The following is an 11,702-nucleotide window of genomic DNA, read 5'->3' as shown; positions in this document are numbered from 1 at the left end:
ATGGACCTGGGCAGCATCAAGCCGGAACGCACCGGGCTCGTTATCGTCGATCTGCAGAATGACTTTCTGCACCCAGAGGGTGCCTATGCGCGCGGAGGGCAAAAGAACGCAGATATCTCCGCCCTGCCCGAAAGTGTCCTGCCGATTGCAGAAGAGCTTCGGCAAAAAGGCGGCTGGATCGTCTCGACCCATTTCACGCTGGTACCGGGTAAGGCGGGCGAACCCTTTATTTCACCACACTTGAAGGAACTGCGGCCTTTTCTCACCAAAGGTGACTTCACCCCTGGTGGCTGGGGGCATGCACTGGTTGATCCCTTGCAGCCGGCGGATCTGAGCGTTGAGAAAGTTGCCTATTCGGCTTTCTACATGACCCGGCTGGAATGGGTCCTGAAGAAGGCTGGCATCGACACGCTGATCTTCTGTGGCATCGTTACCAACGGCGGCGTCGCTTCAACTGTCCGCGACGCCCATGTACGTGATTTCAAAACCATCGTCCTGAGCGATGGCTGCGCAGCCTTCTCGCGCGATACTCACGACCAGTCTATGGGCGATCTTGGCACAGTCTCCACAATCATGACCTGCGCCGAGGCACAGACGCTGATTGAAGGGCTGTGACATGAACGCGGCTCCCAACCAGGGTGGGGTCTTGCGGGAAAAGCCGCCGCGTATTGATGCGGAAGCCGATGTCGTTGTCATTGGCGCAGGGGCATGTGGCCTGACGGCTGCCTTGAGGGCCAAAGCCGGTGGCGCGGATGTCCTGGTGCTGGAGCGCGATGCCTCGCCGTCCGGCTCGACCTCCATGTCCTCCGGTTTTGTGCCTGCCCCGGCAACACGATTTCAACGCACCATTGGCGTGCAGGACGACAGCTCGGACGTCTTTGAGACAGATATACTGGCCAAGTCCAATGGCAAATCCGAAGAGAGCCTTGCCAAACTTGCCAGCCGCACCATCGGCCCGGCGCTGGAATGGCTCTCAGATGCATATGGCATTGACTGGATTGTGCTCGACGATTTCCTATATCCCGGCCATTCACGTCACCGCATGCATGCTGTGCCGGAAAAGACTGGTGCTGCCTTGCTTGCACGATTGCTGGCTGCGAGCGAACAAGCCGAGATCCCAATTGTCACCGAAGCTCTGGTCACCCGGCTTTATGCCGATCCGGACAAACGCATCACGGCTGTCGAAATGTCCAGGCCGGATGGCCAAACAGAGATCCTCAGCTGCAAAACGCTGATCCTGGCCTGTAATGGCTATGGCGGCAATCCTGACATGGTCGCCGAGCATATATCGGAAATCGCTGCGGGCCTTTACTATGGCCATGAAGGCAACAAGGGAGATGCGCTTGGGTGGGGAAATGCGCTCGGCGCTGACCTTAAGCATCTCTCCGGCTACCAGGGACACGGCTCGCTGGCCCATCCACACGGCATCCTGATCACCTGGGCGCTGATGATGGAAGGCGGCATTCAGGTCAACACAAAGGCGCAGCGGTTTTCCAACGAACACGACGGCTATTCGGAACAGGCGGTTCATGTTCTGCGGCAACCGGACGGCATTGCCTGGAACATCTATGATGACCGCATCCATCAGTTCGCCCTCACCGGCTTCCCCGATTACCAGGACGCGGTCAAGGCAGGCGCGATCCGCACCGCCGATGATGCAGCAGGTCTGGCCCAAGTCACCGGATTGCCAGCAACAGACCTGACCAAAACGCTGAGTGAGGTTGCAGCCCTTCAAGCCGGTGACGCATCAGATCCGTTCAACCGTGATTTCACCACCAAACCAGCGTTAAAGCCGCCGTATCACGCGGTCAAAGTCACCGGTGCCTTGTTCCATACCCAGGGCGGTTTGATGATCAATGACGAGGCCCGCGTGCTTGACCGCACCGGCACGCCATTCCCGAACCTCTTTGCTGGCGGCGGCGCAGCTTGCGGTGTTTCAAGTCCCGATGTCTCCGGCTACCTCTCCGGCAACGGCCTCCTCACCGCCATCGCCTTCGGCTTTCTTGCTGGGACATTAAGTCATTCAGAGGCACAAGATAAGCAGCCTTGATCCGATTTGTTCTTGGCCACTCCCCTATCCCACATCGGTGCATTATAGGTCGATGATCCCCCCTGAGGTCTGAGGCTCCTCGATTGCACCATTGTTGAGCCCGGGTTATCGCCGAGCCTATTGTCTTGCCGCCTCAAGCGTCTTGCAAAGAATAGCCATGCGGGCGGTGGCGGTCAGGAGTTGATCATCGGGCACCGTCAGTGCAACCCGGATCAGACCGCTGGCATTGTCGCCAAAAGAGCTGCCGGGCATCACTGCAACATTGTGGTCCTCAAGCAGACGCCAGGCGAAAGTGTCTCCATCCAGTCCGGTGTCTGTCACGTCGATCATCAAGAACATGCCGCCTTGCGGCAAGCTTGCAGCCAGACCCGGCACGCTTTGAACAGCCTGATGGACGAGCTTTGCCCTTCGGCCCAGGGCTGTGCGAAGCCGCTCGGCGGTGTCGAAGTTGCCACGTAGGGCAGCTTCCGTCATATCGGCAATAAAAGGCTGATTGCCAAACAGCATGGTTTCCGAGATTGGCAGGAGTTTTTGGCTGAATTCCACCGGCCCGATAGACCAGCCGCTGCGAAAGCCCGTTGCCGCATGGCTCTTGGAAATCGAAGAGACGACCACGGTGCGCTCGTGCAGCTCTGGAAAGGCGAGCGGAGACACGAATTCACCACTGAAAATCAACGCTTCATAAACTTCATCACAAACGATCCAGAGATCGTTTTCGATTGCAATGCGGCCAAGTTCTCCCAAGACATTCCGATCAAGCAAGGCGCCCGTTGGGTTGTGGGGCGTATTGAGAAGCAATACGCGGCTTTGCGGCGTGATTGCAGCCCGCAAATCATCGGGCTGCATAATGAAACCGTCCTTAATTTTAAGCGGGACCGGCTGCATGTTTGCCCCTGTCGAACGGACGACACCTTCGTAGGTTGCGTAATAGGGATCGCCGCAAAGAACCCCATCTCCCTCATCCGTCAATGCCAGAACAACTGCATAGAGAGCTGTCTGAGTGCCCGGGAAGCAAAGGATGTTCTCCGCCGTGATCCCTTGCATTCGCCCTTTGTAGGTTTCCACGAGAGCATCAACGAGGCCTGCTTCCCCGCGGCCGTTGGAATATCGCGTCCGGCCTGCCCGCATGGCTGCTGCGCACTTTTCGACAAGGGCGGGGTCAACGGTGATATCCGGTTCACCGATGGTCAACTCAATGACAGGCTCACCTGCAGCTGCCTTGGCGCGCGCCGTATTATGGATGGCCCATTTTTCGCCACCCAGGTTTTGCAGACGTTCGGTGATCGGAGCATAACGCATGTATCGGGTCCAGTTTATGAGGATGTTTGATGGCGGGAGAGCGTGCCATCAGGGAGGCGTAGAATGCCTTCGGCGGCAGTCAGTGCGATGGCTGGCAGCCGGTCTGTATTGTAGAGTCCATGATCGAGTGAGCCTTCAAGCCAGAGGCCATCGATCAATCCGTTCAATGCAATCGCCTGGATCTGGCAAGTGGCCGGATCCATTGGTCGCCCGTGACCTGCGAGCACCGGATAAATCAAGGTTTCGAGCAACTCCAGAAAATCCCGGTAACTTTCCCGGTGGATCTCCGAGTAACCCGGCTCTGAGCGAACCCGCCCTATAAAGGTTGCCCATAAAGACACTTTGCTGCCGGACAGGTTCGGAGGTGTAACATTCGCTTCAATGAATCGGCTCAAGGCAATATCGGGAGCTGCCCCGGATTGTGTGCCAGCTTGCAATGCTGATTGAGCTGCATCGCTGGTCAACAACCCCGTCAGATAAGCATAGGCCGCGCGCACCAATTCGTCTTTCGACGAGAAATAGTGGCGGATCAATCCTGCGGACACACCAGCATGATCAGCAACCTTGCGAACGGTGGCGCCATGCAGGCCGTGTTGCTCAACAACTTTGAGAGTTGCCTCAACAAGATTTCTCCGTCGAATGTCTTCGGAAAGGCGTCGAAAACTCTTGCGGCTCATGAGCATGAAACTCCTTGATCAGGGGCGTTCGATTTAAAGATTTTGGCGCGTTCATTTTCAGCACCCTTGCCTAAATTGGCATCATTTTGCTCTGAGACACCTGTTTTCCCTTTGAATGACTGGCATCATTTGTTATTCAATCGTATAACAATCAGAGAAATTCAAGTGCCTAGAGCTGTTTTTTACTATTCTGAACAGGCGGCCGGGCAATGGGACGGAGTACGTATGGAACGGCGAGCGGCGATCGAGATACGCGATTTGCGCAAGAGCTTCGCAGGACAAGAAGTCCTCAAAGGGGTGTCACTCAAGGCTCATCCCGGTGATGTGGTTGCGGTGATTGGCGGTTCCGGCTCTGGAAAGTCCACAATGCTCCGCTGCATCAACATGCTCGAAACGCCAACCTCTGGCGAAATTTCCATAAAAGGCGAAAGCTATACCATGCGTCCTTCAAAGGACGGCGGACTTGAACCAGCCGACCGCAAGCAGGTTCAACGTATCCGCGCTCATCTCGGCATGGTGTTTCAGAACTTCAATCTCTGGCCCCACCGAACGGTTCTGCAAAATGTCATTGAAGCGCCTGTCCATGTGTTGCGTGTCCCCCGTGCGGAAGCGACTGCGCGGGCAGAGGCATTGCTTGAGCGGGTCGGGCTCATTGAAAAAAGGGATACTTACCCCGGTTATCTGTCCGGTGGCCAGCAGCAGCGAGCTGCCATCGCCCGCGTTCTGGCGGTCGAGCCTCACGCAATGCTCTTTGACGAACCCACGTCTGCCCTGGACCCAGAGCTGGTCGGCGAAGTCCTATCGGTCATCCGTGATTTGGCGACAGAAAAACGCACGATGATCATCGTGACCCATGAGATGGCATTTGCTCGGGACGTTGCCAGCCATGTGATTTATCTGCGCGATGGCATCATAGAGGAGCAGGGAAATCCGGAACAGATTTTCGGCACTCCGCAATCTCCCCATCTCAAACAGTTTATCAGCTCGGTTAAATAGACCAAGCAATCCCCGCTTCACCATCCCACCAACGGAGAACATTCATGTTCAAGAAACTGACGATATTGATGCTGGCTGTGGCAAGCTTTTGCGCACCAGCAATGGCGGAAACCTACAAGGTCGGCGTTTCTGCTGAACCTTATCCGCCTTTCTATACGCCTGATGCCGACGGCAAGTGGAGCGGTTGGGAAATCGACCTCATGAATGAAATCTGCACGCGCATCAAGGCGGAGTGTGTGGTGACACCAATCGCATGGGATGGCATCATCCCAGCGCTGAAAACCGGCAAGATCGACATGATCATCGGTTCCATGTCCATCACGCCAGCACGTGCAAAACAGATCAATTTTTCAGACAAGTATTACGCGACGCCGACCGGACTTCTTGTCGCGAAAGGGACCAAGTATGTTCCTACTCCCGAAGGCATAGCGGGCGCGATTGTCGGTGCACAGTCTGGTGCTGTCCAGGAGGCTTATGCCAATAAACATTACGCCGACACGGCTGGTGACATCCGTATTTACCAGACACTGGATGAGGAACTTCAGGATTTGGCAGCTGGCCGTCTCGATGCCGTTGTGGGTGACTCTCTCGCCATGAGCGAGTTCATCGATTCAGCAGAAGGCCAGGCCTGTTGCGAATACAAGGGATCGGTCATCGAGGACCCAGAGGTTCTGGGACATGGCGTGGGCGCAGGCCTTCGCAAGGAAGACGCTGATCTTCTGGCGCAAGTGAATGCGGCGATTGCTGAAATCCGCAGCGATGGCACTTACGAGAAAATCTCCAAGCCGTACTTCAAGTTCGATATCTACGGCCAATAACATGCTCTGTCGGGCCGCTCCTTTAAGAAGCGGCCCGACCTGGTAAAGGGCACGCCTTGCAAGGCTGCCCAACACCAATCGACAAGCAGGATCTGCAAGCCCAGAAGGATATCCCTGAACAATGATCGCCGGTTTCGACTTCAGCCTTTTGGCTTACGATTCGCCTGGTTGGGGGAAAGCGCTTCTTGTAGGGGCTCTACAATCTGTGAAGCTTGCAGCAGGCGGATATGCCCTTGGCATTGTCATTGGCACCGTCGGCGCAGCATGCAAGCTCTATGGCAGCAGCATCCTGAAGGATCTGGCCGAAATTTACACCACAGTTATCCGAGCTGTTCCAGAGCTCGTGCTGATGCTGCTCTTCTACTATGCAGGAACCGATCTGATCAGTCGACTGATGGTGTCGTTGGGATATGAACGCGTCGACGTCAACGGTCTCCTTGCCGGGATACTGGTGCTTGGCGCCGTTATGGGCGGCTACGCAACAGAGGTTTTGCGTGGGGCGATCAGGGCTGTTCCCCATGGCCAAATCGAGGCGGCACGAGCCTTCGGAATGTCTCCATTGATGGTTTTCCGACGCGTCACATTACCAGCGATGATACCCCATGCCCTGCCCGGCATGGCAAACCTTTGGATGATCGTGACCAAGGACACTGCTCTGCTCGCGGTTATCGGCTTTAGCGAACTGACCCTGGTGACACGCCAGGCCGCGTCCGCGACACGGGCCTATTTCCTTTTCTTCCTGGCAGCAGGTGCTTTGTACCTCGTACTGACACTGACCTCCAACATCATTTTGAGACTGGTGGAGCGAAGATCCCGCCGTGGCCTTGCACCGGCAGCAGGCTGAGATAGGAAGAAATATGGCGAATATTGAAACTTTTGGCCCTATAGATCCGGACGGCCCCGGCCTTCGCGATCATCTCAGAGCCATGGCTCACCCCCACCGGCTGGTCATGTTGGCCCTCGCGCTGGCAGGACTTGCAGCCATCATTCACTACATGGACTGGAGCTGGCTGCCCGCCTATCTGCCAAAGCTCTGGAACGGTTTGCTGATGACGCTCGCAATGCTCGGCTCGAGTGTTGTTGTCGGCTTTGTATTCGCACTGCCTCTGGGGCTGGCTCAAGTCACAGGTCCGCGCATTTTGCGCTGGCTCGCAACCGGGTTCTGCACCGTGATCCGCGGCACGCCACTGCTTCTGCAGCTGTGGCTTTTCTATTATGGATTGGGCTCCCTGTTTGCTCAATTCCCGGAAATTCGCGACTCCTGGGCCTGGGCTTATCTCCGGCAGGCGTGGCCTTATGGCTTCATCGCGCTGACCATCTCTTTTGCCGCTTATCAAGGTGAAGTCATGCGCGGGGCCTTCGCCGGTGTGCCGCGCGGAGAGCTGGAGGCTGCGCGCGCCTTTGGCATGTCGCGCTGGCTGGTCTTTCGGCGGGTTTGGTTTCCACGTTCCGTCTTCCGGGCACTGCCGACGCTGACCGGCGAAATCATCCTTCAGCTCAAATCGACACCGCTTGTGGCTACAATTACCGTAACCGATCTCTATGCCATAGTGACCCGCGCCAGACAGGAAACATTCCTCACCTATGAGCCTTTGCTCCTGCTGGCAGCCATCTATATCTGCCTGAGTGGCATCCTGGTGATTGCAATGCGCTGGTTGGAAAACCGGGTACCAACCGGCCGGTAGGGAAAGCGAAACGGGCCGGTATTATCCAGCTCGTCTACCGTGCCTTAATCCTTGTAACTTGGATGCACCTCGTCGAGTAAACGCAGGTGCGCAGCCCATTCCAGAGCCACGTCATCTTCCTCGCCCATGCTGTTCTCATACTGCTGGGCAACCTTACGCGCGACGGCGTCAGGCACGGGCTGAAGAGGCAGTCCCATAGACAGGGTAGCCACTTGAATTTCACAGGCCCTTTCAAGATAGAACATGTTGTTGAACATGTGCCCTGCCGTGCTGCCGGTCGTCAGCAATCCGTGATTACGTAGAACCAGTGCGGGATTATTGCCAAGGCTTTTGACGAGCCGTTCTCTTTCTCCCAGATCAAGGGCGATGCCTTCGTAGTCGTGATAGGAAACCTTGTTATAAAACTGCAAGGCGATCTGGTTCAGTGGTAAAAGCCCCTTCTCCAGCGTCGACACGGCAACACCAGCACGAGAATGCGTATGCATGATCCAGGCCGCGTCATGACTTGCCTGATGGATAGCCGAGTGAATTGTGAAACCTGCTGGATTCACACCATGGGGACCATCGCTGACCTTGTTTCCGTCAACATCGATCTTGACCAGCGAAGAGGCGGTGATTTCCTCCCAGCGGAACCCATAAGGGTTGATCAGGAACCGTCCATCTTCGCCCGGCACGCGGGCGGTGATGTGCGTATAAATCAGGTCGGTAAACCGGAAATGGGCCGCAAGTCGATAACAAGCAGCCAGTTCGACACGAGTTTGCCATTCGGCATCGGAGATGTTTGTTTTTCCTGATTGAGCACTCATGAAAAGGCTCCTCTTGTAGTCAGTTAAACCCTAGTAACCGCGCTTGCGATTGATGGCGAGATCGAGAGGCTGACCGCTGCGCAAGGCACGCGCGGTTTCTATCACCTGAGCGGAGACGGTCTCCGGCAATGAATCGCTGGCGATATGCGGTGTAATCCTGAGTTTGGGCTCAGACCAGAAAGGATGTTCTGCGGGGAGAGGTTCTTGTCTGAAGACATCAAGGGTCGCGCCGGAAAGAATTCCCTCGTTGATGGCTGTCGTGAGATCTGCTTCAACCAGATGTTCGCCTCGACCGATCTGGATAAGCCAGGCCCCTTTGTTGAGCTGCGTAAAGAGACCAACATTCAGGATATTCTCTGTCTCGACCGTCAGAGGCAACACATTGACGAGGTAGTCTGCGCCATCAGCAGCGCTCAAGATGGAACCTGATCCTGTATGATAGCTGACGCCTGACAAAGGTTCGTTGGGTTCACTGCGACATGCAACCCGCACCTGGAAGCCAAGCGCGGAGAGCCCCCGAACAACCGCCCTGCCCATCGTACCGTGGCCAAGCACAGCAACCTGCACCATTGCAGGCGCACGCATTGCCAGCGGCAGCCATTGTCTGGTGCGGGCATTATTCATCATGTCGTCAAAGCCGCGTTCGCGGTTCAGGATCTCGTGCGCCACAAATCCGGCCATGAGATCAGCCTGATGCGGATCACGTATCCGCGCGATGGCAACATCTTCCTTGAGATACGGGTGCGCCAGCAGGTCATTGACCCCGGCCCCAATCGACATCGCTAGCCCCAGGTTTGGATAGGGGGCAAAGGCCTGCGGATCGGGGAGCCAACAAATCGCAAAACGCACTTCTTCTGGAGCTTTCACCTCGTCCGGATGCAACAGGATCACGTCCTTTGCATTTTCCCGCAGCGTTTCGCCGTAAATCGCATCGAGGTCGAGTGTGGGGCTCAGATAGACACCGATGATCGGGGGCGTGGTGTTCATAAACCGTCTCCAAAGGCGTTTAGCGTTATTCAAATGTCAATTCACTTGTTGCACAAACGTATAATAAATGCCAATTATTCTCCTCAGAGCTGCAGTATTCCCTTTCGAAAATATTGGATATATGGAGACCAAGGCGCCTCCTTCCATGCTTCTAAACGTTGGAATAATCACAGCAGCGCAAGGATTGAACAGCTGAAAACAGGGTGTGATTTAGATATGCATGGCGCGAACGATATCGGACCAGTAATCGACGATTTGGTGAGCGCGAACGAGCCGCGACTGATCGCAATACGCCGTGACATTCATACCCATCCGGAGATCGGTTTCGAGACCATCCGAACCGCCGGTATTGTCGTCGATGAGCTGCGCGCCCTCGGACTAGATCCCCAGACAGGCGTTGGCCGCACAGGTGTAGTTGCCGAAATCGATGGCGACGCCCCCGGCCCATGCCTTATCCTGCGTGCAGACATGGATGCGCTGCCCATTCATGAGCAAACTGGCCTGCCATTTTCGTCAAGCGTTCCCGGCAAGATGCATGCCTGCGGCCACGATGTGCATACGGCCTCGCTTCTGGGAGCCGCCGCAGCCCTCGTTAAACTTGCCCCTCGTATGCGCGGCCGTGTCAGGCTTGTCTTCCAGCCAGCAGAAGAAACGCAGGAAAGCGGCGCCAGGGCGATGATTGAAGACGGTGCCGCGGATGGTGCCGACATGGCCATTGCGTTCCACAATATGCCACAGTTGCCTGCTGGTCAGCTTCAGCTGGTCCGCGGAGCAAGCACAGCGTCCAGTGACGAATTCAAGGTCACCCTCCATGGCCTATCGGGCCATGCTGCATCGCCTCATCTTGCCAATGATCCTATCGTTGGCGCGGCCTCCCTGATCATGCAGCTTCAGACAATCGTATCTCGCTCCATGGACCCTACTGATCCTATTGTTCTAACCATAGGACACATCCAGGGCGGCCACACCCAGAACATCATTCCTGACAGCTGCGCCTTCGAAGGCACTGTGCGTTGCCGATCAGCGGCTGCGCGGGACATGGCAGAAGATACCATGCGCCGAATGTGTGAGCAGGGCGCGGCTTCGATGGGCCTTGAGGCAGAAGTCGACTACGCCCGCGGCGTTCCCGCCCTCCAAAATGACGACCGAATTGTCGACACGGCGCTCCAGGCGTTAACCCAGCAGTTTGGCAAAGAGCCGAGCATTGAAAAAGACATTAATTTTGGAGCAGAGGATTTCTCGCTGTTTTCCGAAAGACTGCCATCAATACAATTGCATGTCGGATCAGGACAGCCGGGACGGGACGATCGCCTGCACAATTCAGACTATCAACCGGACGAGATATCCATCGGCCAAAGCGCACGCGCGCTCACTGGTCTGGCACTGGCACTTCTGTCCTGATCAAATGGCATCCTGTTCTTGAGCCACGTTGCAACTGCTCATCAGCAATGGAATACCCAATGACGAATATCACTCTTCTTGACGGTGGCATGAGCCGGGAACTTGAACGTTGCGGCGCGGTCCTAAAACAGCCGGAATGGTCGGCACTAGCGTTGATCGACAAACCTGATGCTGTCAGAGCTGCCCATGAGGCCTTTCTCAAGGCTGGTTCGGATGTGGTGACAACGAACACTTATGCGATTGTGCCTTTCCATCTTGGACAGGAAAGGTTCGAGGCATGTGGCCATGACCTTGCGGACCTGTCAGGCCGGCTCGCACAAGACGCGGCAAAAACCAAGCCGGGCGCGAGAATTGCCGGTTCGCTCCCCCCGGCCTGCGGGTCTTATCAACCAGACAATTTTGACCCCGAAGAAGCTGAGAAAATCCTCTCCGTCCTGGTCCGTGCACTAGAGCCTCATGTGCATATATGGCTTGCGGAAACCATGAGCAGCCTTGAGGAAGCTCAAGTAACGGCAGCTGCGGTGGCCGGATCGGACCACCCGCTCTGGATATCTTATACCTTGCGGGATGATGCTGCCCCTGGGGAGATGGCAGAGCCTTTATTGCGCTCCAATGAGACAGTGCGGGATGCTGTCGCCCTTGCAATCAAGCTAGAGGCGGAGGCGATCCTGTTCAACTGTTCCATGCCTGAAGTCATGCAGCAGGCGATTGAATCCGCGCGGCAGGTCATGCATACTAAAGGGTGCAACCTGCCGATTGGCGTCTATGCGAATGCGTTCGGATCTCAGGATGAAGATGGTGCGGCAAACGAGGTTATTTCCGAAGTGCGCGATGACCTGAAGCCCGACGCCTACGGGCTCTGGGCAGACCGTTGGCTCCAGGCCGGGGCCTCAATGGTTGGCGGCTGCTGCGGGATCACCTCTGACCACATCGCAGCCCTGCACACACGCTACAAGGGGTAAAAACCCGCCCAATCTTCTGCG

At 56.1% G+C, this 11,702-nt stretch carries 12 protein-coding genes; 8 read left to right on the top strand and 4 right to left on the bottom strand.

Features of this window, described 5'->3' with window-relative positions:
* Both V6575_RS06795 and V6575_RS06790 read left to right on the top strand, forming a co-directional pair.
* Complete coding sequence (locus V6575_RS06795; RefSeq protein WP_340273450.1) at positions 1-615, top strand: cysteine hydrolase family protein; 615 nt, start codon at positions 1-3, stop codon at positions 613-615.
* Between the two features lies 1 nt (position 616).
* On the top strand, positions 617-2,050 hold the full coding sequence (locus tag V6575_RS06790) for an FAD-dependent oxidoreductase (RefSeq protein ID WP_340273449.1): 1,434 nt from the start codon (positions 617-619) through the stop codon (positions 2,048-2,050).
* A gap of 117 nt (positions 2,051-2,167) precedes the next feature.
* Here V6575_RS06790 and V6575_RS06785 read toward each other — a convergent pair whose 3' ends face one another.
* Positions 2,168-3,349, bottom strand: a complete 1,182-nt coding sequence (locus V6575_RS06785) for a pyridoxal phosphate-dependent aminotransferase (protein WP_340273448.1) — start codon at positions 3,347-3,349, stop codon at positions 2,168-2,170.
* A gap of 14 nt (positions 3,350-3,363) precedes the next feature.
* Positions 3,364-4,026 (bottom strand): TetR family transcriptional regulator C-terminal domain-containing protein, encoded by a 663-nt coding sequence (locus tag V6575_RS06780; protein ID WP_340273447.1) that lies wholly within the window; start codon positions 4,024-4,026, stop codon positions 3,364-3,366.
* A gap of 225 nt (positions 4,027-4,251) precedes the next feature.
* Between V6575_RS06780 and V6575_RS06775 the strand changes: the two genes are divergently transcribed.
* The 4 genes from V6575_RS06775 (at position 4,252) to V6575_RS06760 (ending at position 7,525) form a co-directional block, all read left to right on the top strand.
* Positions 4,252-5,022 carry an ABC transporter ATP-binding protein gene (locus V6575_RS06775; RefSeq protein ID WP_340273446.1) on the top strand — a complete coding sequence of 257 codons (771 nt, stop codon included), beginning with the start codon at positions 4,252-4,254 and terminating at the stop codon, positions 5,020-5,022.
* Between the two features lie 44 nt (positions 5,023-5,066).
* A complete protein-coding gene (locus V6575_RS06770) occupies positions 5,067-5,840 on the top strand; it encodes a transporter substrate-binding domain-containing protein (RefSeq protein ID WP_340273445.1) in 774 nt (257 codons plus the stop codon).
* A 121-nt stretch (positions 5,841-5,961) separates the two neighbouring features.
* Complete coding sequence (locus tag V6575_RS06765; RefSeq protein WP_340273443.1) at positions 5,962-6,684, top strand: ABC transporter permease; 723 nt, start codon at positions 5,962-5,964, stop codon at positions 6,682-6,684.
* A gap of 82 nt (positions 6,685-6,766) precedes the next feature.
* Complete coding sequence (locus V6575_RS06760) at positions 6,767-7,525, top strand: ABC transporter permease (protein ID WP_340273935.1); 759 nt, start codon at positions 6,767-6,769, stop codon at positions 7,523-7,525.
* A gap of 44 nt (positions 7,526-7,569) precedes the next feature.
* Here the strand turns inward: V6575_RS06760 and V6575_RS06755 are convergent, their stop codons facing one another.
* Positions 7,570-8,331 (bottom strand): class II aldolase/adducin family protein, encoded by a 762-nt coding sequence (locus V6575_RS06755; RefSeq protein WP_340273440.1) that lies wholly within the window; start codon positions 8,329-8,331, stop codon positions 7,570-7,572.
* Between the two features lie 30 nt (positions 8,332-8,361).
* Positions 8,362-9,318 carry an NAD(P)-dependent oxidoreductase gene (locus V6575_RS06750; RefSeq protein WP_340273439.1) on the bottom strand — a complete coding sequence of 319 codons (957 nt, stop codon included), beginning with the start codon at positions 9,316-9,318 and terminating at the stop codon, positions 8,362-8,364.
* Positions 9,319-9,534: 216 nt separating this feature from the next.
* On the opposite strand from V6575_RS06750, the gene V6575_RS06745 reads away from it, so the two are divergent.
* Together V6575_RS06745 and V6575_RS06740 are read left to right on the top strand one after the other, a co-directional pair.
* A complete protein-coding gene (locus tag V6575_RS06745; protein ID WP_340273438.1) occupies positions 9,535-10,719 on the top strand; it encodes a M20 metallopeptidase family protein in 1,185 nt (394 codons plus the stop codon).
* A 59-nt stretch (positions 10,720-10,778) separates the two neighbouring features.
* On the top strand, positions 10,779-11,681 hold the full coding sequence (locus V6575_RS06740; RefSeq protein WP_340273437.1) for a homocysteine S-methyltransferase family protein: 903 nt from the start codon (positions 10,779-10,781) through the stop codon (positions 11,679-11,681).
* The last annotated feature ends 21 nt before the right edge of the window (positions 11,682-11,702 follow it).

It is taken from the genome of Roseibium algae (genome assembly GCF_037783265.1).
Classification (GTDB): domain Bacteria; phylum Pseudomonadota; class Alphaproteobacteria; order Rhizobiales; family Stappiaceae; genus Roseibium; species Roseibium algae.
The sequence above is the reverse complement of the archived record's forward strand: the minus strand, read 5'-3'. Positions and strand labels throughout refer to the sequence as shown.

Excerpts from the sequence above, each read along its gene's own strand:
- V6575_RS06780 (WP_340273447.1), bottom strand. The coding sequence starts at position 4,026 with ATGAGCCGCAAGAGTTTTCGACGCCTTTCCGAAGACATTCGACGGAGA.
- V6575_RS06740 (WP_340273437.1), top strand. The coding sequence starts at position 10,779 with ATGACGAATATCACTCTTCTTGACGGTGGCATGAGCCGGGAACTTGAA.
- V6575_RS06775 (WP_340273446.1), top strand. The coding sequence starts at position 4,252 with ATGGAACGGCGAGCGGCGATCGAGATACGCGATTTGCGCAAGAGCTTC.
- V6575_RS06770 (WP_340273445.1), top strand. The coding sequence starts at position 5,067 with ATGTTCAAGAAACTGACGATATTGATGCTGGCTGTGGCAAGCTTTTGC.
- V6575_RS06790 (WP_340273449.1), top strand. The coding sequence starts at position 617 with ATGAACGCGGCTCCCAACCAGGGTGGGGTCTTGCGGGAAAAGCCGCCG.
- V6575_RS06765 (WP_340273443.1), top strand. The coding sequence starts at position 5,962 with ATGATCGCCGGTTTCGACTTCAGCCTTTTGGCTTACGATTCGCCTGGT.
- V6575_RS06745 (WP_340273438.1), top strand. The coding sequence starts at position 9,535 with ATGCATGGCGCGAACGATATCGGACCAGTAATCGACGATTTGGTGAGC.
- V6575_RS06760 (WP_340273935.1), top strand. The coding sequence starts at position 6,767 with ATGGCTCACCCCCACCGGCTGGTCATGTTGGCCCTCGCGCTGGCAGGA.
- V6575_RS06785 (WP_340273448.1), bottom strand. The coding sequence starts at position 3,349 with ATGCGTTATGCTCCGATCACCGAACGTCTGCAAAACCTGGGTGGCGAA.
- V6575_RS06755 (WP_340273440.1), bottom strand. The coding sequence starts at position 8,331 with ATGAGTGCTCAATCAGGAAAAACAAACATCTCCGATGCCGAATGGCAA.
- V6575_RS06750 (WP_340273439.1), bottom strand. The coding sequence starts at position 9,318 with ATGAACACCACGCCCCCGATCATCGGTGTCTATCTGAGCCCCACACTC.
- V6575_RS06795 (WP_340273450.1), top strand. The coding sequence starts at position 1 with ATGGACCTGGGCAGCATCAAGCCGGAACGCACCGGGCTCGTTATCGTC.